This window comes from Xanthomarina sp. GH4-25, assembly GCF_045363175.1.
Taxonomy (GTDB): domain Bacteria; phylum Bacteroidota; class Bacteroidia; order Flavobacteriales; family Flavobacteriaceae; genus Xanthomarina.
Window position 1 is genome coordinate 15710 of record NZ_JBJFLO010000010.1, and the last position, 20287, is coordinate 35996.

Annotated in this window: 23 protein-coding genes; 15 read left to right on the forward strand and 8 right to left on the reverse strand. The window is 32.0% G+C overall.

Annotated features, from left to right (window positions below):
• Positions 1 to 3: 3 nt before the first annotated feature.
• Positions 4 to 189 (reverse strand): hypothetical protein, encoded by a 186-nt coding sequence (locus ACI5KZ_RS13780; protein WP_109309094.1) that lies wholly within the window; start codon positions 187 to 189, stop codon positions 4 to 6.
• A gap of 78 nt (positions 190 to 267) precedes the next feature.
• On the opposite strand from ACI5KZ_RS13780, the gene ACI5KZ_RS13785 reads away from it, so the two are divergent.
• A complete protein-coding gene (locus tag ACI5KZ_RS13785; protein ID WP_109309138.1) occupies positions 268 to 654 on the forward strand; it encodes a nucleoside triphosphate pyrophosphohydrolase family protein in 387 nt (128 codons plus the stop codon).
• 27 nt (positions 655 to 681) lie between these two features.
• Here the strand turns inward: ACI5KZ_RS13785 and ACI5KZ_RS13790 are convergent, their stop codons facing one another.
• Positions 682 to 1752 (reverse strand): branched-chain amino acid aminotransferase, encoded by a 1071-nt coding sequence (locus tag ACI5KZ_RS13790; protein WP_406847949.1) that lies wholly within the window; start codon positions 1750 to 1752, stop codon positions 682 to 684.
• A gap of 114 nt (positions 1753 to 1866) precedes the next feature.
• Between ACI5KZ_RS13790 and ACI5KZ_RS13795 the strand changes: the two genes are divergently transcribed.
• From ACI5KZ_RS13795 to ACI5KZ_RS13810, 4 genes are all read left to right on the forward strand, one after another.
• Positions 1867 to 2382 carry a DUF4920 domain-containing protein gene (locus ACI5KZ_RS13795; protein ID WP_406847950.1) on the forward strand — a complete coding sequence of 172 codons (516 nt, stop codon included), beginning with the start codon at positions 1867 to 1869 and terminating at the stop codon, positions 2380 to 2382.
• Entirely contained in the window at positions 2383 to 2820 is a 438-nt protein-coding gene (locus ACI5KZ_RS13800) for a hypothetical protein (RefSeq protein ID WP_406847951.1), read from the forward strand.
• Between the two features lie 3 nt (positions 2821 to 2823).
• Entirely contained in the window at positions 2824 to 3504 is a 681-nt protein-coding gene (gene mnmD / locus ACI5KZ_RS13805) for a tRNA (5-methylaminomethyl-2-thiouridine)(34)-methyltransferase MnmD (RefSeq protein ID WP_109309090.1), read from the forward strand.
• 157 nt (positions 3505 to 3661) lie between these two features.
• Complete coding sequence (locus tag ACI5KZ_RS13810) at positions 3662 to 4573, forward strand: TIGR01777 family oxidoreductase (protein ID WP_406847952.1); 912 nt, start codon at positions 3662 to 3664, stop codon at positions 4571 to 4573.
• A gap of 136 nt (positions 4574 to 4709) precedes the next feature.
• Here the strand turns inward: ACI5KZ_RS13810 and ACI5KZ_RS13815 are convergent, their stop codons facing one another.
• Both ACI5KZ_RS13815 and ACI5KZ_RS13820 read right to left on the reverse strand, forming a co-directional pair.
• Positions 4710 to 6059: a DUF1254 domain-containing protein gene (locus ACI5KZ_RS13815; RefSeq protein ID WP_406847953.1), complete on the reverse strand. Its 1350-nt coding sequence runs from the start codon at positions 6057 to 6059 to the stop codon at positions 4710 to 4712.
• Between the two features lie 263 nt (positions 6060 to 6322).
• Positions 6323 to 6994: a YceI family protein gene (locus ACI5KZ_RS13820; protein ID WP_109309087.1), complete on the reverse strand. Its 672-nt coding sequence runs from the start codon at positions 6992 to 6994 to the stop codon at positions 6323 to 6325.
• Positions 6995 to 7159: 165 nt separating this feature from the next.
• Here ACI5KZ_RS13820 and ACI5KZ_RS13825 point away from each other — a divergent pair, with 165 nt between their 5' ends.
• From ACI5KZ_RS13825 to ACI5KZ_RS13855, 7 genes are all read left to right on the forward strand, one after another.
• Entirely contained in the window at positions 7160 to 7669 is a 510-nt protein-coding gene (locus tag ACI5KZ_RS13825; protein WP_109309137.1) for a nucleotide exchange factor GrpE, read from the forward strand.
• 2 nt (positions 7670 to 7671) lie between these two features.
• A complete protein-coding gene (gene dnaJ / locus ACI5KZ_RS13830; RefSeq protein WP_109309086.1) occupies positions 7672 to 8802 on the forward strand; it encodes a molecular chaperone DnaJ in 1131 nt (376 codons plus the stop codon).
• 287 nt (positions 8803 to 9089) lie between these two features.
• Positions 9090 to 10016 carry an ABC transporter ATP-binding protein gene (locus tag ACI5KZ_RS13835; RefSeq protein ID WP_406847954.1) on the forward strand — a complete coding sequence of 309 codons (927 nt, stop codon included), beginning with the start codon at positions 9090 to 9092 and terminating at the stop codon, positions 10014 to 10016.
• 3 nt (positions 10017 to 10019) lie between these two features.
• Positions 10020 to 11333, forward strand: coding sequence for an ABC transporter permease (locus ACI5KZ_RS13840; protein WP_109309084.1), 1314 nt, complete (start codon positions 10020 to 10022; stop codon positions 11331 to 11333).
• Position 11334: 1 nt separating this feature from the next.
• Positions 11335 to 12165, forward strand: a complete 831-nt coding sequence (locus ACI5KZ_RS13845) for a mechanosensitive ion channel family protein (RefSeq protein ID WP_109309083.1) — start codon at positions 11335 to 11337, stop codon at positions 12163 to 12165.
• Positions 12166 to 12170: 5 nt separating this feature from the next.
• Complete coding sequence (locus ACI5KZ_RS13850; protein ID WP_109309082.1) at positions 12171 to 13334, forward strand: sigma-54 dependent transcriptional regulator; 1164 nt, start codon at positions 12171 to 12173, stop codon at positions 13332 to 13334.
• Positions 13331 to 14074 (forward strand): hypothetical protein, encoded by a 744-nt coding sequence (locus ACI5KZ_RS13855; RefSeq protein WP_406847955.1) that lies wholly within the window; start codon positions 13331 to 13333, stop codon positions 14072 to 14074. The genes ACI5KZ_RS13850 and ACI5KZ_RS13855 overlap by 4 nt, the downstream gene beginning before the upstream one ends.
• On the opposite strand, the gene ACI5KZ_RS13860 is transcribed toward ACI5KZ_RS13855, so the two are convergent.
• Positions 14055 to 14564 (reverse strand): flavodoxin family protein, encoded by a 510-nt coding sequence (locus ACI5KZ_RS13860; protein ID WP_406847956.1) that lies wholly within the window; start codon positions 14562 to 14564, stop codon positions 14055 to 14057. The two genes, ACI5KZ_RS13855 and ACI5KZ_RS13860, sit on opposite strands and share 20 nt — an antisense overlap.
• Positions 14565 to 14691: 127 nt before the next feature.
• On the opposite strand from ACI5KZ_RS13860, the gene ACI5KZ_RS13865 reads away from it, so the two are divergent.
• The 3 genes from ACI5KZ_RS13865 (at position 14692) to ACI5KZ_RS13875 (ending at position 17600) form a co-directional block, all read left to right on the forward strand.
• Positions 14692 to 15570, forward strand: coding sequence for a PPK2 family polyphosphate kinase (locus ACI5KZ_RS13865; RefSeq protein ID WP_406847957.1), 879 nt, complete (start codon positions 14692 to 14694; stop codon positions 15568 to 15570).
• A 71-nt stretch (positions 15571 to 15641) separates the two neighbouring features.
• A complete protein-coding gene (locus ACI5KZ_RS13870; RefSeq protein WP_406847958.1) occupies positions 15642 to 17018 on the forward strand; it encodes a M20/M25/M40 family metallo-hydrolase in 1377 nt (458 codons plus the stop codon).
• Between the two features lie 12 nt (positions 17019 to 17030).
• Positions 17031 to 17600 (forward strand): hypothetical protein, encoded by a 570-nt coding sequence (locus tag ACI5KZ_RS13875; RefSeq protein WP_406847959.1) that lies wholly within the window; start codon positions 17031 to 17033, stop codon positions 17598 to 17600.
• Between the two features lie 5 nt (positions 17601 to 17605).
• On the opposite strand, the gene ACI5KZ_RS13880 is transcribed toward ACI5KZ_RS13875, so the two are convergent.
• From ACI5KZ_RS13880 to ACI5KZ_RS13890, 3 genes are all read right to left on the reverse strand, one after another.
• The gene (locus ACI5KZ_RS13880; protein ID WP_406847960.1) at positions 17606 to 17749 is read right to left on the reverse strand and encodes a hypothetical protein; all 144 of its coding nucleotides are present in this window, start codon (positions 17747 to 17749) and stop codon (positions 17606 to 17608) included.
• A gap of 72 nt (positions 17750 to 17821) precedes the next feature.
• Entirely contained in the window at positions 17822 to 18868 is a 1047-nt protein-coding gene (locus ACI5KZ_RS13885; RefSeq protein ID WP_406847961.1) for a hypothetical protein, read from the reverse strand.
• 2 nt (positions 18869 to 18870) lie between these two features.
• The gene (locus ACI5KZ_RS13890) at positions 18871 to 20274 is read right to left on the reverse strand and encodes a vWA domain-containing protein (RefSeq protein ID WP_406847962.1); all 1404 of its coding nucleotides are present in this window, start codon (positions 20272 to 20274) and stop codon (positions 18871 to 18873) included.
• Positions 20275 to 20287: the final 13 nt, after the last annotated feature.

Sequence of the window (20287 nt, forward strand, 5' to 3'; positions counted from 1 at the left end):
GTTTTATTTAAAAACCCATTTAATAGAAACAATAAATAAAATGAATGAAATAAAAGCAATTAAAACCCAAACACTTCCTTTGTAGTATTTTCTATGAATCCTTTTATCGTGTCTATAGGTATAAAATAGGATGATTATAAATGCGATAGCAAATAAAATACCAAAAACTAATTGACCATTTGTAAACATATCCTTAATTTTATGTAAAATTACAAAAACAATTAGGATTAGATTTCTGTTTTCACGGAAATGAAAAATATATTTTTAATGAAAGATAAAATTGAAGCTGTAAAAGCTTTTCACACAGCGTTTAAAATAGGACATCGAGAAACACCAAAAGCACATTTAGGTCTAGAGAAAAACATGCTTCGTTATAAATTAATGCGTGAAGAAAATGAAGAGTATCTTGAAGCAGCAAATAACAGCGATTTAGTTGAAGTTGCAGATGCCCTAGGAGATATGCTCTATATTTTGTGTGGAACCATTATTGAGCATGGTTTGCAACATAAAATTGAAGAAGTTTTTGACGAGATTCAACGTAGTAATATGAGTAAACTAGACGAAAACGGAGAGCCCATTTACAGAGAAGATGGTAAGGTTTTAAAAGGACCAAATTATTTTAAACCCCATATTTCTGCTATTTTGAATAAATAAAAAAAGGGAAGCATTGCTTCCCTTTTTTTATTTAACTTCACGTCTCCAATTATGTTTATCATCAGATAAATTATGTTGAATCTCTTGCAATTGATTTTTAAACATACTAGCAAACGATTTTTCAATATCTGGGATTTCAAACACATCATTTCCATGTTCAAAAGCTGAAATTGGACTAACAACAGCAGCTGTTCCAGCTCCAAAAATTTCTTTTAAACTTCCATTTCTTGCAGCTTCTTTAATCTCATTTACAGGAACTCGTCTAACTTCTACTACAACACCATTGTCTTCGGCTAATTGAATGATGCTTCTTCTAGTTATACCATCTAAAATCCTATCGCTAATTGGAGCAGTAATTAGAGTGTTATTAATTCTAAAAAAAATATTCATTGTCCCAGCTTCTTCTAAAAACTCATGAGTATTTGCGTCTGTCCAAATAATTTGTTGATAGCCTTTTTCTTGGGCTAAAGAAGTAGGGTAAAATTGAGCTGCATAGTTGCCAGCTGCTTTAGCAAATCCAACACCACCATTTGCAGAACGACTGTATTGTTCAGCAAATAAAACACGAACTTTTCCAGAATAATATGCTTTTGCAGGCGAACAAATAATCATAAAACGATAGCTGTTTGCTGGCGAAGCAGAAATTGCGGGTTCGGTAGCAATAACAAAGGGTCTTAAATATAACGAATTTCCAACACCAGATTTTATCCAGTCTTTATCTATTTTTAATAAAGTTTCCAGTCCATTAAAAAAATAATCTTTTGGAAATTCAGGCATCGCTAATCGAGCTGCAGATATATTTATTCTACGATGGTTTTCTTCTGGTCTAAATAACCAAACTTTTCCTGAATCGTCTTTATAAGCCTTCATACCTTCAAAAACAGCCTGACCGTAATGAAAAACTCTGGCAGATGGTTCAAATGTCATCGCTTGGTATGGCATAATTTTAGGTTGTTGCCATTTACCATCAATATAATCGCAAACAAACATATGATCAGTAAAGGTTCTACCAAAAGTTAGATTCTCAAAATCGACATCATGGATTTTAGATTTATTAGATTTTACAATATCAATTTCGTTATTTGAAGGATTCGTCATTATATGTTATTTTCTTCTGCGAATTTATAAAATTTAAACAGGATAAAAAATCAAAACAATTTTTAAAAAATACGTACCTTTGACGTTAAACTTACTTTAAATTTTAAAATTATTATGAAACATATTTTAACCCTTTTAATTTTTTCTTTAGTCTTTATTTCTTGTAAAGATAAAACATCTAAAGCTTCAGAAAACACAGTTGAAACTGAAGAAATTAAGGAGATAGCCTATGCGTCTTTTGGAGAGAAAATTGAAGCAGACAATGCCATTGAAGCAAAATTAATGGCAGATACTTATAAAGAAATGATTGTAGGTGATAGCCTTTCAACCAAAATGTTAGCAAAGGTAGATGAGGTTTGCCAAGCTAAAGGATGCTGGATGAAATTAGATTTAGGAAACGATGAAGAGGTAATGGTAAAGTTTAAGGATTACGGATTTTTTATGCCAAAAAATATTGCAGGAAAAGAAGTAGTGGTCAATGGAAAAGCATTTGTTAGCGAAGTTTCTGTTGAAGAACAACGTCACTATGCAGAAGATGCAGGTAAATCTGATGAAGAAATAGCAGCCATCACAGAACCTAAGCGAACTTATACCTTTGAAGCTGATGGTGTTTTGCTAAAAGAAGAATAAATGAGGATTTTAATATTAAGTTTTTGTGTGTTATTCTTCTTTTTAAGCTGTAATCAATCTGAAAAGAAAGCTGAAACAAAGAAAGAAGAAATGATATACGATATGTATCAGCCATCGGAAATGGCAAACCTGATGAATGAGATGTATGCACAAAACTTAAAAGTTAAAGAAGATATTTTAAACGGGATTGTACCTGTAGAGTTTCCCTTAGATTTTTTAAAAATACATTCGGCAGAAATGTCTGAGTTTAAGAGTAGAAATGAAACTTTTCAAAGTTTTTCAAAACTTTTTATAGAAAGTGAAAAAGAAATATTTAATACAGAATCTCAAATTCCTTTAGAAAAACGATATAACAACACCATTAACCTTTGCATTTCTTGTCACCAAACCGAATGTACAGGACCTATTCCTAGAATACGGAAACTATTAATTAAATAGATTTTGGAACGAAAAATCATCACAACAGCAGATGGTTCTAAAACAATTCAACTTTTAGATTTAAACGAACAATACCATTCTATTCATGGAGCACTGCAAGAATCAAAACATGTTTATATAGAACAAGGATTGAAGCATTTTTATACTTTATGTAAAAGTATAAAACCTATATCTGTTTTAGAAATAGGTTTTGGAACAGGTTTAAATGCTATGGCTACTTTAGATGAGTTGAAAAAAAGCGCACTTCAAATTAATTATGTTGGCGTAGAAGCCTATCCTGTTTCAGTTGAAGAAGTCAATGAGTTGAATTATGGTTCGCAATTTACTTTTGAGAATTCGGGTCAATTATTCCAAGATCTTCATCAGGTTTCCTGGGAAGAATTACATGAAATATCACCAGGCTTCACTTTAGTAAAGCAACAAAAGTTTTTTTCAAAAATTACAGATATAAACACTTTTCATGTTATATATTTTGATGCTTTTGGACCTCGAATTCAACCCGAACTTTGGACAGAAGATATTTTTATAATAATGTATGATGCTTTAGCCGAAAATGGCATTCTTGTAACCTATTCAGCAAAAGGGAGTGTTCGAAGAGCCATGCAAGCTGTAGGTTTTGTAGTAGAAAGAATTCCAGGGCCTCCAGGTAAACGTGAAATGTTACGTGCTTGGAAAGAAGTGTAATATTCGGCGAGTGTGCGAGCCAAATACCTTAAATGAAAAGACCCTAAGCATTCTATGCGTTCCGATTATCAATCCCTAAACTTAAGTTAAATCTGTTAAACCTTATGTAAAGTCAATGATAATGGCTTTGCTATTCAGTATATTTAAATAAAAATTAATGATGAAAGTTTTAATTACTGGGGCTACAGGGTTAATTGGTAAAGCCATCGTTAAGCAATGTCGTTACCAAAATATTTCTGTCCATTATTTAACGACTTCAAGAGATAAAATTGAAGATACAGAAAATTATAAAGGGTTTCATTGGAACCCAGTAACACAAGAAATCGATGAGACATGTTTTAATGGTGTAGATGCTATAATAAATTTAGCTGGAGCATCAATCTCTAATGAATGGACAAAAAAATATAAGCAGAAAATTTTAAATAGTAGGTTGCAATCTTTACAACTATTAAAGATTACTATTAAGAAAGAAAATATAAAGATTAAGCAATTAATTTCTGCAAGCGCTATTGGAATTTACCCAGATTCCCTTACTAATTACTATGATGAGGATTTTCCTGTTGTATCTTCTAGTTTTTTAGGAGAAGTTTCTGAAGCTTGGGAAAAAGCAGCTGATGATTTTTCAGATTTAGGAATTTTGGTTACAAAAATTCGAATTGGTTTAGTTTTAGATAATCAGGAAGGTGCTTTGCCAAAATTGATGAGTCCCATTAAATATGGTTTTGGAACTGCTTTAGGAAGTGGTTTTCAATGGCAATCATGGATTCATATCAATGATTTAGCTCGAATATTTATACATACTTTAGAGACTAATTCGGAAGGTGTTTTTAATGCAGTAGCTCCAAATCCTGTCTCAAATCAAGAATTAACAAAAGCAATAGCTAGAACATTAAGAAAACCACTTTTCTTACCAAATATTCCAACTGTATTTTTAAAGTTAATACTAGGAGATATGCATGTGTTGTTAGTTGAAAGCCAGCGTGTAAGTTCAAATAAAATAGAAGCTGAAGGATTTGAATTTAAGTATCCAAATCTGTTGCCAGCTTTGGAAAAATTGCTAGATTTTTAAATAATAAAAGATGGTTTGAATGAAAGCTCAAACCATCTTTTATTATTTTTAATTATTTAACCAATTCTATTTCATTAGGTCTCCATTCTTTTTTAAGCTAAGGATCTAATGGCCCATACATTCTTAAAATGGTAAACTAGCTTTTGCCTGGAATGGTTTGCAACCAGTTATTTTCAAATCCTTCCGGAGCTATTGGTGCAAAATACACATCCATAGAACCATCAGGATTTATTTTAAATTCTTCCGTTTGACTACCTACACTTGGTTGTCTTTGGTCGGTTTGTAACTGGGATCTTGTTTGGTTATCATATAGAGAAAAGGCCCAAAAATTGTTCACTGGCACATTATGAGGTAAAGTCACTTTATACGTTTTAGAGCCATCCATTGGTTTTTTATTAGCATCTACAAAGCCCACTGCATAATCTGATCCTTTTCCAGGAAAAGATACTGCCATTGCAGGAGTTACTACAGTATAAGAATAGTAGAAGAATAAGCGAGCATCTGTATTCATTGTTTGCTTGTCTTCCCCTGTAAAGAATACGTTTTTGTCTATAAAGCCCATCATCCAATAACTGTTAGTGTCTGGATAAATTTGAATTCCTGCAATATTATCAACACTACCACTTACTCTTGGATACCATACAATTGAACGTGCAGTAGCATTTCCAATGGTAACAACATCAGTTAGAATTCTCCTCATTCTATCGTCTGGCACAAATGTTTTTCCTTTTTCAATTCCAATAGATGCAAATAAACCTCGTGTTTCCGGATTTAACATTTCCAATGGCTCTTCTTGAATGGTTTTATTTATTTCTTCAAAGAACGTATAATCGTTATGATGAACAGTATTGAAAGCTTTATTTGATCCGTTTATAAACTCCATTGCAGGAGGATTATCAGCCATGGACAAAGGATACACTTTTAAAGTTTCCTTGACCATTTTCAATGCTTTATCCAATCCATCAGCGATGGATGCACGCATAAAATTCCACACCTTGTATGTTGGTGATTTTACTACAAAATAACCTGATGGAACTTTTCCTTCATATCCTGGAGGTAAAACGAGAAATTTCCCTCCTTTACCTTGATCTGGTCTAAAAATACCAATATCACTTATATATTCAAACCAAGCGCTATTAAAACCGCCTAATAACCCGGGAGGAGCTTCTAGAACCATCGGTCCATTTGCATTTAAATCAAGGGTTGGGATTATGTATAAAGTAGACGTATTTCCTGTTAGAAATATTTGTTTAGAATCCATAAGCTCCTCGAAGATGAGGATCTTGTTAAACTCGGTATTGGCACCTATGGCTTTTGGCTCTTCAATTAATTCTCTTACAGACGCACCTTGTATTCCTTTAAGAAATGCATATACACCACGCATACGATCCAGATTGTCATAAATTAATTCAGCAGTTTCTGATAATGGTGCGCCATCGAAAAAGTTTAAAGTTCCTATAGACGTTTCCACAGTATTTGGCGTCATTATTCCTTTAGGAATATCTGTAGTTTGTGAATAGGTGTTTATTGCTGGCTCTTCAGTCCTTACTTCAGAGTTAGCAGAAGTGTCTTCTTTTTTTGTTTCCTGGCAACTAAAAAAAAGCGCATAAGATAATTCCTGTGATTAGTAATTTGTAATTCATAATGAGTGTGTTTGTAGCTATCTTGTAAAGATTGTACTAATTGACTTATTATATAACAAAAAAACCAACTCATTAGAGTTGGTTTTTTTGTTATATTTATTTTATTTTAAGCTTTCTTAAAAGCTACAATATTTATTTTTAATTCCATTTCATCATTAATAAACTTATCTCCCAAATTATCAAAAATTGATTTAGAACCATAGTTTACTCCCCATTTAGTTCTGTCAATAGTAAAAGACTCACTTGAAATAGTTAGTTTATCTCCTTCGTTAGAAACAGTTACTGGGAAAGAAATGTTATTTTCAATACCTTTAATAGTTAAATTTCCAGACAACATAGTTTTACCTGCTTCTAAAGATTCTACACTAGAAATTTCGAATGCAGCAGATGGAAATTGATTGATATTAAAAAAGTCACCTTCTTTACCTTCAACCGTACCTTTTAAATGATTTTCAAGGTTTGTTTTGTATTCGCCTTCTAAATCTAAAACTTCAATTGAAGCCATATCAATTAGAAAAGTACCACTTTGAAGTTTATTATCCATTACTTGAAAAACTCCTGTGTCAATTTTAATGGTGCCATTATGTGTTGCAGTTGGTTTAAATCCTTTCCATTCGATGGTTGAGGCATTTACATCTGTAACATATTTTTGAGATGTGCTTTCAGCAACTGCAGCAGGTTCTGCTTCACTTGTATTTGCTTCTTTTGCTTTTTTACAAGCTACAACAGAAACAGCAATTGCTACTATAGTTAGAATGTTTGTAAATCTTTTTTTCATGGTGAATTACTTGTTTTAGTGTTAAGGAACAAAAATAGTCAATTCGAAACGAAAAAAAACTTAAAAAAAGATTAAAATTTATTAGTGACATTTTGACATTTTAATAATAATGGCAGTACTTTTGCCATCCTATTTTTAGGATTTAAAAAATTTATGATTACGACTATGAGTAAGAAAGATAATATAAACGATATAACATCAGAACAGGCTGATGAACAATTGATTAGCCAGGAAGAACAGCTTCAAGAAGAATTGAAACTAGAAAAAGATAAATTCTTACGTTTGTTTGCTGAATTTGAAAATTATAAAAGGCGTACCTCTAAAGAACGTATAGAGTTATTTAAAACTGCCAGTCAAGACGTCATGGTTGCTTTGTTACCTGTTTTAGATGATTTTGACAGAGCTTATATTGAGATTTCTAAATCTGAAGAAAAAGAGTTGTTAAAAGGAGTTGAATTAATTAGTAGTAAATTAAAAAACGTTTTAAAAGGCCAAGGGCTTGAAGAAGTTGCGTTGGCTCAAGGAGATATTTTTGATGCAGATAAACATGAAGCTATTACTCAAATTCCTGCACCTACAGACGATTTAAAAGGAAAAATTATTGATGTAATAGAAAAAGGATATAAACTAGGAGATAAAATTATTAGATTTCCAAAAGTAGTTATAGGACAATAAATATGGCAAAACAAGATTATTACGACATATTAGGTGTAGATAAAAGTGCTAGTACAGCTGAAATTAAAAAAGCATACAGAAAAAAAGCATTAAAATATCATCCAGATAAAAATCCAGATAATAAAGAAGCGGAAACTAAATTTAAAGAAGCAGCTGAAGCTTATGAAGTTTTAAGTAATGCTGATAAAAAAGCACGTTACGACCAATTTGGACATCAAGCTTTCGATGGTAATGGTGGCTTTGGTGGAGGTAATATGAATATGGATGACATATTTAGCCAATTTGGAGATATTTTTGGTGGTGCTTTTGGAGGTGGAGGAGGATTCTCTGGCTTTGGAGGAGGCTTTGGTGGTGCTCAACAACGTCGTGTAAAAGGAAGTAACCTTCGTATTCGTATTAAGTTAACTCTTGAGGAAATTGCTAATGGAGTTGAGAAAAAAGTAAAAGTAAGACGTAAAGTTCAAGCCCCAGGGACCACTTATAAAACATGTAACACCTGTAATGGTTCTGGACAAGTAACACGTATTACTAATACTATTTTAGGACGCATGCAAACAGCAACCACATGTACAACTTGTGGAGGGGCTGGTCAAATTATAGATAAGAAACCTAATGAAGCTGATGCTCATGGATTGCTAGTTAAAGAAGAAACGGTTTCTATTAAAATTCCACCAGGAGTTGTAGATGGCATGCAACTTAAAGTGTCTGGAAAAGGAAATGAAGCTCCAGGAGATGGAATTTCAGGAGATTTATTAGTGGCTATTGAAGAAGAAAAGCACGCTAGTTTACAAAGAGAAGGAGATAATCTTCATTACGACATGTATATAAGTCTTCCAGATGCCGTTCTTGGAACTTCAAAAGAAATAGATACTGTAACTGGAAAAGTGCGTATTAAAGTAGAAGCAGGCGTTCAGTCTGGTAAAATATTACGTTTAAGAGGCAAAGGAATTCCAAGTATTAATGGCTATGGAAGAGGAGACTTATTGGTTCATGTAAATGTTTGGACACCCAAAACTTTAAATAAACAACAAAAAGATTTTTTCGAATCTATGAAAGAAGATGAGCATTTTTCGCCAAAGCCAGAGAGTACAGACAAATCGTTCTTTGAAAAGGTCAAAGATATGTTCTCTTAAACAATAAAACAATATCAATGAATCCGTCTAATAAGACGGATTTTTGGTTTATATACAGAGATATTATAGTCAAAAAAGAGATAGTTTATTAAAAATCACTATATTTGATATATCACTATTTTAGAATAGTGGTTTTTTTCTTTTTCATAGCAATTTTTTCCCATCCTAAAATATTTTATATTTCAGGGTGGGTTTTGTTTTTTTAACCACTTAAATTATAAGTTTATATAAAGGTTTACTACTCAAATTTAATATATTTACAATTCTATTTCAAATAACCAACTTATATGAATAACTTATTAGAAGCACATGCAGTTTCTAAAAATTTTGGCGATTTTACAGCACTTAATAAAGTCTCAATCTCAGTACCTAAAGGAAGTATTTTTGGCTTACTAGGTCCTAATGGAGCTGGTAAAACAACACTTATTCGTATTATCAACCAAATAACTATGCCTGACGAAGGCCAGGTGATATTAGATGGCGAGCCATTACAAGCTCATCATATTAGAGATATTGGTTATCTGCCCGAAGAACGAGGTTTGTATAAATCTATGAAAGTTGGAGAGCAAGCCATGTATTTAGCTAGGTTAAAAGGATTGAGTAAGTCTGAAGCTAAAACGAGATTAAAATACTGGTTTGAAAGATTAGAAATCGGAGATTGGTGGGATAAAAAAATTCAAGAACTTTCCAAAGGAATGGCTCAAAAAATTCAATTTATTGTTACGGTTTTGCATGAGCCCAAGCTATTAATTTTCGACGAACCCTTTTCTGGATTCGATCCTATTAATGCCAATTTAATTAAGGATGAAATTTTAAGACTAAGAGACGATGGTGCAACTGTAATCTTTTCAACCCATCGTATGGAATCTGTTGAAGAATTATGCGATCAGATTGCTTTAATTCATGAATCTAATAAAATTTTAGACGGGAAATTAATTGATATAAAAAAACAATTTAAAACCAACACCTTTGAGATTGGAATAAGAACATCCAATAGTAGTTTGTTAGAAAAAGAACTATCTCAGAAATTTAAGGTATCGCCAGCTAATTTTAAAACCTTAGGTGATGCATTGACCTTAAATGTGAAACTTTCAGAAAACGATCTTCCAAACGATTTATTAAGTTACCTAACCTCAAAAGGAGAGGTTTCTCATTTTGTAGAGTTAATACCAAGTGCAAACGATATTTTTATTCAAGCTGTAAAGAATAATTAAAAAATGAACCATTTATCACTTATCATAGAAAGAGAATATTTAACCAAGGTTAAAAATAAATCATTTATTGTGATGACTATTTTAAGCCCCATAATAATGATTGCTCTAATTGCTGTTGTAGCTTACTTATCTCAAATAAACAATAATAAAGAACGAACCATTTCTATTTTAGATGAGTCTGGAATATTAAAAAGTTCTTTTACTGATACAGAATCTATAAAATATAATATTCTAGAAAATATCTCTCTAGAGGACGCCAAAAAAAATGTAAATGAAAATGAAGAATATGGTCTGTTATATATAGAAAACTTTAATAATATTAATGAAATAGGAGAGCATATTAAATTTTATTCTGAAGATTCGCCATCATTAACCTTAATGTCTGATTTAGAAAGTAAATTAGAAAAAAAACTTACAGATTTAAAATTAGAATTTGAAGGTGTCGATATAGAAAAAATAAAGGCCTCAAGAATTCGTGTTAATATAGCTCAGGAGAGCTTTATTGGTGAGAAAACTTCAAAAATAGATAGTGTTGTAAAATTAATTTTTGGAGGATTAGCTGGTTATTTATTGTTTATGTTCATCATCATTTATGGAAACATGATTATGAGGAGTGTGATTGAAGAAAAAACAAGTCGTATAATCGAAATTATTATTTCTTCTGTAAAGCCTATTCAACTCATGTTGGGTAAAATTATAGGTACTTCATTAGCTGGAATTACACAATTTGTTATTTGGATTATTTTAGGAGGCGTTTTAATGACCTTGGTGTCTTTTGTTTTTGGTATCGATTTTGCGCAGTCATCAACTGGACAGCAAGAACTATTAAATCAGGCCATGCAAAATCCAGATGTAAATATGGAAATCCAAAACGTAATTACAGCATTTTACAATTTGCCAATAACTAATTTAATAGTGGCATTTATTCTGTTTTTTATTGGAGGTTATTTATTGTATAGTTCTTTATATGCAGCCATTGGTGCAGCAGTAGATAACGAAACTGATACTCAACAATTTTTATTGCCTATTTTAATGCCATTAATACTGGCAGTTTATATTGGTATTTTTACAGTGATAGAAGATCCACATGGAACGGTTTCAACGGTGTTTTCTTTTATACCATTAACATCTCCAGTTGTCATGCTTATGCGTATTCCTTTTGGTGTCCCAATATGGCAACAAATATTGTCGTTAAGTTTATTAATTGGAACATTTATTTTCACAGTTTGGTTTGCTGCTAAAATATATCGCGTAGGAATTTTAATGTATGGTAAAAAACCTACATATAAAGAATTATTAAAGTGGATTAAATATTAAAATGAAGGATTTTTTAAAATTTTTAAATAAATCGTATGCCTTATCAGAAAATATTTCCATAAGTATTATGGATATTATTATTCTAGTACTTGTATTGGTAGTGGCTTCCTTAATTTTAAGATTCATTAGAAAAATTATTACAAGAAACCTGCCATATGACGATAAACAGAAATTTAGGTCTGTTTTTTCTTATGCTAGATGGTTTATATATATCGTCATCATGCTTATTACATTTCATACCTTAGGTGTAAATGTAACTGGTTTTTTTGCTGCTTCAGCAGCCTTATTAATAGGTATTGGTTTAGCACTCCAAACCCTATTTCAAGACATTATTTCTGGAATCTTTATACTTTCAGATCAAACAGTTCATGTTGGAGATATTATTGAGTTAGAAGGGAAAATTGGACGAGTAGAAGAAATAAAACTAAGAACCACTAGAACTGTAACTGTAGATAATAAAGTGCTTATTATTCCAAATCACTTATATTTAACTAACAGTTTGTATAATTGGACTCAAAATGGGTCTACAACTAGAGAAAGTGTAAGTGTTGGTGTAGCATATGGAAGCGATGTTCAGTTGGTTAAGAAACTATTATTACAAGCAGCACAAAACCATCCAGAAGTATTTAACGATCCACCTCCAAGAGTTTTATTTACAGATTTTGGAGAAAGCTCTTTAAATTTTAAAGTGGCATTCACTCTAAACGATAGTTTTAATGCAAGAATACCCTCAAGTGATATTAGATTTGAAATAGACAGGTTGTTTAGAGAGAACAACATAAGTATTCCATTCCCACAAAGAGATATTCATATTATTGAAAAACAGAAATAAATATTATGCCAAGAATATTAATAATTGAAGACGAAGCAGCTATTAGAAGAGTTTTAGTAAAAATTCTTTCCGAAGAAAACAATAGCTATCAAGTGGAAGAGGCTGAAGATGGTTTAGTAGGAATTGAGAAAATTAAAAATCAAGATTTCGATTTGGTATTATGCGATATTAAAATGCCAAAAATGGATGGCGTTGAAGTTCTTGAAGCAGTTAAAAAAATTAAACCTGAAATACCAATGGTCATGATTTCTGGTCATGGCGATCTAGATACTGCAGTTAATACCATGAGGTTAGGAGCTTTCGATTATATTTCTAAACCACCAGATTTAAACCGTTTATTAAATACAGTTCGTATTGCTTTAAATAGCAAAGAACTTGTAGTAGAAAATAAAATGCTCAAAAAGAAGGTGAGCAAAAATTTTGAAATGATTGGTGAAAGCGATGCTATTTCTCGAATTAAAGACATGATTGAAAAGGTAGCTCCAACCGATGCACGCGTGCTTATTACTGGCCCAAATGGAACAGGAAAAGAATTAGTAGCACATTGGCTACACCAGAAAAGTGAACGCTCTAAAGGGCCTTTAATTGAAGTGAATTGCGCTGCAATACCTTCTGAACTTATAGAAAGTGAATTATTTGGTCATGTAAAAGGAGCTTTTACAAGTGCAGTAAAAGACAGAGCTGGTAAATTTGAAGCTGCAAATGGAGGAACCATTTTTCTGGATGAAATTGGAGATATGAGCCTATCTGCTCAGGCTAAAGTGTTAAGGGCCTTACAAGAAAGTCGCATACAGCGAGTTGGAAGCGATAAAGACATAAAAGTTGATGTTCGTATAATTGCTGCAACCAATAAAGACTTAAAAAACGAGATAAACGAAAGTAAATTTCGTGAAGATTTATACCATCGATTGGCAGTGATACTAATTAAAGTCCCATCGCTTAACGATAGACGTGAAGACATTCCATTATTAATTGAGTATTTTTCCGAGAAAATATCAACGGAACAAGGCACTGCAAAAAAATCATTTTCCGCTAAAGCTGTTAAAATGCTTCAGGACTATGATTGGACTGGAAATATTCGTGAACTTCGAAATGTAGTTGAAAGACTGATTATTCTTGGCGAAAAAGAAGTAAGTGAAAAAGATGTTAAACTATTTGCAAGTAAATGATAAAATTCTTCCGAAAAATAAGACAAGGTTTAATTTCTGAAAGCAAATTCAGCAAATATTTGTTGTATGCCATAGGAGAGATAGTACTTGTGGTTATTGGAATTTTTCTGGCTTTACAACTTAATTTATGGAGTGAGAACAAAAAACTTAATGATGTTAGGCAAGGCTATTACCATCAGCTTTTAGACGATCTAAATAAAGACAAAGTATATATTGAAGAAACAATTGCAGCTCTAGATTCCTTTCAACTAGATTATCATACCTATCTCGAAACCTTTAAAGACTCCAATTTAGATCCAAATAAAGCTTTAGAAAATTTATTTAGTGTTAATTTTATATCTTTGGTAATCGGATTTAATACTAGTACCATTGAAACTCTAGAAAACACTGGAGATATAAAATTAGTAAACCCAAATATCAGAAATAAGTTAGCAGATTATAAACGTTCACAAGATTTCACTGTAAAAGTTTCATTTGGAAATGATGACAATAAAAATAATATTTTAGAAAAAGCATCATTATTAATTGGGAGTGCAACACTTTCAGAACGACTAGTTAATCAGCCAGAGCTTACAGAATTTCTAAAATCAGAATATAATTTCCCAAAACTCTTTTTAGTAATGGAAGCTGTACATGCATGGAAAAATGCTTCTGAAGAGATTACGATAAAGAGTCTTAAAGACATACTTAAAGATAATAGTGAAATTCAAGAACTAATTACTAAGGAACTAAAAGATTAGAAAAAGTATCTATTTTGGTTTTTACAATGTCAGGAATCCGGTTGCCTTCTACCCAAGTATGTATATCACCCAAATATGTCATGCCCAAATAATTTGCAGACTCCACAAATGGCATATTAAAACCAGCTACTAAATCATCCATATTACTCGTGCTTATCATGGCCATATTTTTTCCTCGTAACTGTCTTCCTAAGTCTTTTTCTACTCTTAAAAGATCTGAAATTCTATCAAAAAAGGCTTTCATAATTCCACTCATGGCATACCAATAAACTGGAGTAGCAAAAATAATGGTGTCATAGTTTTCAATAATTTCTGTCATTGTTGCTATAAAATCATCCTTTTCATTTTTATAGTCATAATCATATTGACCAATTGTTTTTGTATTTAAATCAATAACATCTATATGATAGTTACTTGCTAAATAATTTACAATTAAACTGGTGTCTCCTTTACTTCTAGAACTTCCTTGAATAATAACCGATTTTTTCATGGTATATTTTAAAATACGAATTAATGAGTTTTTAGAATATAAAAGGTACTTTAGTTATAGAAACAATTAATAGGAATACAGAAAATATTGATATCTTTAAAACTCAAATTAATAAAACCCTTTAAAATTGAAAACCATAGAATCAAATACATTTAAGTTAACTCAAAAAATTTCTTTAAAAAAAATACCAACCACTTACCAGTTAGATGCAGATAAAGATAAAATTGAAGACGAACTTGAAGATGTTTGTAAAGACCTGGCAAAAATTCAAAATGCCATGTATGCGCATGGAAAATATGCTGTTTTGATTTGTATTCAAGGCATGGATACAGCTGGAAAAGATAGTTTAATTCGTGAAGTTTTTAAAGAGCTTAACGCTAGAGGCGTGGTGGTTCATAGCTTTAAAGTTCCAACAGACTTAGAACTTAAACACGATTATTTATGGAGACATTATATTGCTTTACCAGCTCGAGGAAAGTTTGGGGTGTTTAATAGAACACATTACGAAAATGTCTTAGTAACTCGTGTACATCCTGAATATATTTTAGGAGAGCATCTGCCAGATGTACATTCGTTAGATGATGTTAATGATGCTTTTTGGGAAAAACGTTTTGAGCAAATCAATAATTTCGAAAAACATATAGCCCAAAATGGAACCATTATTTTTAAATTCTTTTTGCATTTATCTAAAGATGAACAAAAAAACAGATTGCTTAGACGCTTAGATAAGAAATCTAAAAACTGGAAATTTTCTCCCGGAGATTTAAAAGAACGTAAACTTTGGGATCGCTACCAAGATTGTTACGAAGACGCGATTAATAGAACCTCCAAACCTCATGCGCCTTGGTTTGCTATTCCAGCAGACGATAAACCAACAGCACGTTATATTGTAGCTAAAATTTTATTGGACACCCTTAATACATATAAAGACATTAAAGAACCAGAATTAGATCCAAAAATAAAAGCAAATTTGGATGCATATCGTAAACAATTAGAAAACGATTAATTTAAGATTCTTTTTAGAATAATAGATTAGCATTTACTTATTTTAGACTTTTCAATTATCAAACACATATTATGAAATACCTTTTTTTAGTATTCACATGTCTATTTGTAAGTTTTGTTTCAGCACAAACAGATGCAGAGATTTTAAAAACTATTTACAAAACCTCTCTAACAAATGGTAACAGTTATAAATGGTTAGACCATTTGTCCAACCAAATTGGTGGACGATTATCGGGTTCTTTAAACGCCGAAAAAGCTATTGAATATACCAAGGAAGAATTACAAAAAATAGGTTTAGATAAGGTGTGGTTACAACCTGTAATGGTTCCAAAATGGGTTCGTGGAGCTCCAGAATTTGCTTTTATTGAAACAGCTTCTGGAGCAACAACTAAAGTGAATATTTGTGCGCTTGGAGGATCTATTGGAACACCCTTTGGAGGCTTAAAAGCACAGGTTTTAGAGGTTAAAAGTATTGATGAGCTTGAATCTTTAGGAAAAGAAAACATTGAAGGAAAAATAGTGTTTTTTAATCGTCCTATGCAAGCAGATTTAATACAAACATTTGAAGCTTATGGAGGTTGTGTAGATCAAAGGTATGCAGGTGCTATGGAAGCTACTAAGTTTGGTGCAGTTGGTGTAATAGTTCGCTCTATGAATTTGCGTCAGGACGATTTTCCTCATACAGGAAGTATGACCTATGGCGATATACCTGTCTCAAAAAGAATCCCTTCAGCAGCCATAAGTACAAACGATGCAAATTTGTTAAGTAGTATGTTAGCATTAAACAAAAACTTAAAATTCTTTTTTAGCCAATCTTGCCAGCAATTAAATGATGTACAATCTTATAATGTCATTGGTGAAATTACAGGAAGCCAGTTTCCAAATGAATATATTCTTGTTGGTGGCCATTTAGATTCTTGGGATTTAGGAGATGGTGCTCACGACGATGGCGCAGGAGTGGTACAGTCTATGGATGTATTGCGGTTACTAAAAGAAAGTGGTATTAAACCCAAACGAAGCATCCGAGTTGTTTTGTTTATGAATGAAGAAAACGGACTTCGTGGTGCCACAAAATATGCTGAGATTGCAAAGCAAAAAGGTGAAAATCATATATTTTCTTTAGAAAGTGACTCGGGTGGATTTACGCCTCGTGGATTTAGCTTCGATTGTAGTGACACAGATATGAATCAAATATTAAGTTGGAAAGAACTATTTAAACCTTATTTAATCCATTATTTTGAGAAAGGACATAGTGGAGCAGATGTTGGTCCATTAAAAACAGATACCAATGTGCTGGCAGGTTTGCGTCCAGATTCGCAACGCTATTTCGATTATCATCATGCAGCAAACGATACCTTTGATGCTGTAAACAAACGTGAGCTTGAACTTGGAGCTGCAACTATGGCGAGTTTGGTATACTTGTTTGATAAATATGGTTTAGCTAATTAAAGATCCTTTATTATGAAATCTTTTATATTATTAATTACTTTCTTTTCAGTTTTCATTGTTAAAGCACAAGAAAACATGGAGCAAACACTTCCTTTTTACGAATTACCTGATTATCCAGAAACATATACAGCTGGAACAGTTGCTGGAAGAATGGTTGAAAGTTTGGGCTTTAGATATTATTGGGCAACAGAAAGTTTAACGGAAGCCGACTTAAACTATAAACCAAGTGAAAATGCAAGATCTACTTCAGAAACCATAAATCATATTTATAGCCTATCTTTAGTTATAGTAAATTCCACTTTAAAAAAACCAAATACTAAAAGTGTTGTTGAAATGACTTTTGAAGAAAAACGCATTCAAACCTTATTGAATTTAGAAATAGCTGCCAATATTTTAAAGGCGAGTGATGATATTTCACAATATAAAATCATTGGAGATAAAGAAATTCCTTTTTGGAATGAAATAAATGGACCTATTGCAGATGCCATATGGCATTGTGGACAAATAGCTTCATTTAGAAGAAGCTCAGGAAATCCAATTAATTCTAAAGTAGATCATTTTAATGGGAAAGTTAAATCCTAAAGCTCCTAACTAGTAGGATCTTCAGAATTATTAAGATTGTCAGATTCTTCATCTTCCTTCTTCATTTTAAAATATCCAGTCACTAAACGCACACCTAATCTTGCAAACAAGATGATGGCAATAACCATAACAATATTAAACCCACTCATAACACAATCTATTAATCTGCGAATCTATAAATAATAAATAGAGTTGTTTATAATGTTATAAAGGATTTAACATTAACTTAAAAAAGAATATCTAACTAAAAGCTTTCCGTTTTCACGCCATTTAACCCAACCTGTTCCAACTTTATGATAGTTATTGTCTTTTAAAGCCACTAATATCCAATCTTGTTTAATGGCTATGGGTTGCATGATTTTAAAAGCAATATTCACTCTGTCAGAATATTCAAAAGGACGAGATTTTGCTTCTTGAGTTTCAGGATTTAAAAACTCGATACTATGGACTTGCAATAAAAATTCTGGCCAAAATTTTACGGTTCCTTGACTTGGGCTTACATAAGAAGATTGTCCATTGGTTGTATTAACTTCTACTTCAATAAAATCTCGAATAATGGTTTTTACTTTAAAAAATAAAATGCCATAGTCTAATTTTAAATGCATTGGAACAAGCCAAGATGGAGCAGTAGCAATTTCGATATTGTTGTATTTGTCAAATCTAAACGTAATACTGTCATAAGGTGTATGGTCGTTAATAGTTTTTTCATAATTAATGTTTCCGTAGAAATAAAGTGTTTTATTTTCGTACATATTTGGTGAAAACATACCTAAACCCATTTCTGAATTGTCTTGTGAGAAATCAGCTTTTTTATTTAACATGGCCAATTGCTTAGCTCGAATATAATTTATTGAAGATATTTCTTTATCATGATTAGGTTTAGCTTCCATAACAGGTGCCGTTAAATTTTTTTTAAGACGTTTTTCCTGTCTTTGATTTTCTTGTTCTAATTTTTCTTTCTCTTTTACTTTTTGTAGCTTTTGATACTTAATGGTGTAGTAAGAGAAAAATGCGACAATCGCCAAAGCAAGAAAGAGGTTGAGTTTGATAATTAATTTTCTATTAGTTTTTACGGTAATAAATATGGCTATAATTAAACCCAAAAAAGCACCAATAACACCATAACCAAATACAATGGCTCCACCAGCCAACATTTGCCCTTTTCCTGCTTCTACAATACTAGCATAAGTAAGACCAACAAAAAATGAAGTAATTATAGCTAGAAAGTACATTAAAAAACTGTATGGTTTTACTGCTTGATGTGCCATAATTAGAAGTTTAAAATTTTGGTAACAACTTCTCCTTGTTTCACTTCAATGGAAAAGGTTTCTGTTTTACCAGAATATTCTTTTTTTGCTGCAGTTACTTTTACATCATAGATTCCAGGATTTAGAATAAATTCTCTTGGATTGCTGGACTCTGATGTATAGGTTCTACTACCAGCAACGTTTAGACCAGTATCTTTACTATTAATACTGACTAAGGCATCAATTAGTTCTTCGTCACTTTTTACACCTATCATAGCAATCCCTGTCTTAAAATTATGTGTTGCATCTGTTGTTTTTGTTGCTTCCACTATGACATCTTCAATGGTGAATTTGCTTTCATGCCCTTTCATGTTTAATGCAATCAATTCAATATCGTAAACTCCTGGATTAAGTTCTATAATCAATGGTCTACCATAAGTTCTGCTACCACCAACAACCACACCTTCTTGTGTTGTAACTTTGCTTGTGCAATCCCAACCTTCGTTATTGTTTAGCGTGATGAGGTTGATTTTTCCACCATCAAAACTTACTGTTTGATGTCCTATTTCATCTTTAACACTTTCAATGGAAATGGTTGTGCCTTTAATTCTAGAATTTTCTAGAGGATTGACTATCAAATCGTATTTTCCAGGAGGTAAATAAACCCAACCTGTATCACGATAGGTTCTAGTTCCTGCTATTTCATCTTTAGTACCCGATTTTACTACTTTTACCCAAGCATCTACGGGTTGTCCGTTTTTTGTAGCATAAATAGAAAAATTTCCATTTGGTTTATCTATTGTTTCTGAGGTGGCCTCAGCAAGTCCTTCATCCAAGCTACTTGCGTCAGCAGCATTGTAGTAATGACCATCTCCAGCTTTTGCAGCGCATTTTAATTGTTCAGTTTCACTTTCTTTCAAACCAAAACCTACAATGTGTAATTTAAAATTGATGCCTTCTGCTTTAGCATCTGTTACGACTTTACATATATTACCATCGCAGGATTCAATACCATCGGTAATTAGAATGATGGTAGCTTTTGTTTTACTATCCCGCAAGGAATTAATAGCAAGAGTTGCAGAACGTGCTAAAGGTGTTTTACCTAAAGAATTAATACCATTTACTGCTTCAACAATTTTTTCTTTTGAATTATTTGAAAGATTTACAAGATATTCAATGTCTTCACAATCTCCTTTGGTTCTATGGCCATAAGCCATGAGGCCAATTTGTTGGTTTTTAGGTAAATTGCTTACCGTTGTGGTTAAAACGTTAGCTGCAATGTCTTTTTTAGTTTGTGCATCTAGTTTACCCCACATAGAGCCACTTGCGTCATAAATAAATAGAATAGGAGATGGGGCTTTTGGTTCTTGTGCGAAAGGTTTAATAATAAAACAAAACACACACAGAATAAAAGCTAAGAGTTTCATAATGAGATGTATT

What these genes read in the sequence shown, in the direction of transcription:
- ACI5KZ_RS13780 (WP_109309094.1), bottom strand. Translation starts at nt 189, where the DNA reads ATGTTTACAAATGGTCAATTAGTTTTTGGTATTTTATTTGCTATCGCA.
- ACI5KZ_RS13785 (WP_109309138.1), top strand. Translation starts at nt 268, where the DNA reads ATGAAAGATAAAATTGAAGCTGTAAAAGCTTTTCACACAGCGTTTAAA.
- ACI5KZ_RS13790 (WP_406847949.1), bottom strand. Translation starts at nt 1,752, where the DNA reads ATGACGAATCCTTCAAATAACGAAATTGATATTGTAAAATCTAATAAA.
- ACI5KZ_RS13795 (WP_406847950.1), top strand. Translation starts at nt 1,867, where the DNA reads ATGAAACATATTTTAACCCTTTTAATTTTTTCTTTAGTCTTTATTTCT.
- ACI5KZ_RS13800 (WP_406847951.1), top strand. Translation starts at nt 2,383, where the DNA reads ATGAGGATTTTAATATTAAGTTTTTGTGTGTTATTCTTCTTTTTAAGC.
- ACI5KZ_RS13810 (WP_406847952.1), top strand. Translation starts at nt 3,662, where the DNA reads ATGATGAAAGTTTTAATTACTGGGGCTACAGGGTTAATTGGTAAAGCC.
- ACI5KZ_RS13815 (WP_406847953.1), bottom strand. Translation starts at nt 6,059, where the DNA reads ATGACGCCAAATACTGTGGAAACGTCTATAGGAACTTTAAACTTTTTC.
- ACI5KZ_RS13820 (WP_109309087.1), bottom strand. Translation starts at nt 6,994, where the DNA reads ATGAAAAAAAGATTTACAAACATTCTAACTATAGTAGCAATTGCTGTT.
- ACI5KZ_RS13825 (WP_109309137.1), top strand. Translation starts at nt 7,160, where the DNA reads ATGAGTAAGAAAGATAATATAAACGATATAACATCAGAACAGGCTGAT.
- dnaJ (WP_109309086.1), top strand. Translation starts at nt 7,672, where the DNA reads ATGGCAAAACAAGATTATTACGACATATTAGGTGTAGATAAAAGTGCT.
- ACI5KZ_RS13835 (WP_406847954.1), top strand. Translation starts at nt 9,090, where the DNA reads ATGAATAACTTATTAGAAGCACATGCAGTTTCTAAAAATTTTGGCGAT.
- ACI5KZ_RS13840 (WP_109309084.1), top strand. Translation starts at nt 10,020, where the DNA reads ATGAACCATTTATCACTTATCATAGAAAGAGAATATTTAACCAAGGTT.
- ACI5KZ_RS13845 (WP_109309083.1), top strand. Translation starts at nt 11,335, where the DNA reads ATGAAGGATTTTTTAAAATTTTTAAATAAATCGTATGCCTTATCAGAA.
- ACI5KZ_RS13850 (WP_109309082.1), top strand. Translation starts at nt 12,171, where the DNA reads ATGCCAAGAATATTAATAATTGAAGACGAAGCAGCTATTAGAAGAGTT.
- ACI5KZ_RS13855 (WP_406847955.1), top strand. Translation starts at nt 13,331, where the DNA reads ATGATAAAATTCTTCCGAAAAATAAGACAAGGTTTAATTTCTGAAAGC.
- ACI5KZ_RS13860 (WP_406847956.1), bottom strand. Translation starts at nt 14,564, where the DNA reads ATGAAAAAATCGGTTATTATTCAAGGAAGTTCTAGAAGTAAAGGAGAC.
- ACI5KZ_RS13870 (WP_406847958.1), top strand. Translation starts at nt 15,642, where the DNA reads ATGAAATACCTTTTTTTAGTATTCACATGTCTATTTGTAAGTTTTGTT.
- ACI5KZ_RS13875 (WP_406847959.1), top strand. Translation starts at nt 17,031, where the DNA reads ATGAAATCTTTTATATTATTAATTACTTTCTTTTCAGTTTTCATTGTT.
- ACI5KZ_RS13880 (WP_406847960.1), bottom strand. Translation starts at nt 17,749, where the DNA reads ATGAGTGGGTTTAATATTGTTATGGTTATTGCCATCATCTTGTTTGCA.
- ACI5KZ_RS13885 (WP_406847961.1), bottom strand. Translation starts at nt 18,868, where the DNA reads ATGGCACATCAAGCAGTAAAACCATACAGTTTTTTAATGTACTTTCTA.
- ACI5KZ_RS13890 (WP_406847962.1), bottom strand. Translation starts at nt 20,274, where the DNA reads ATGAAACTCTTAGCTTTTATTCTGTGTGTGTTTTGTTTTATTATTAAA.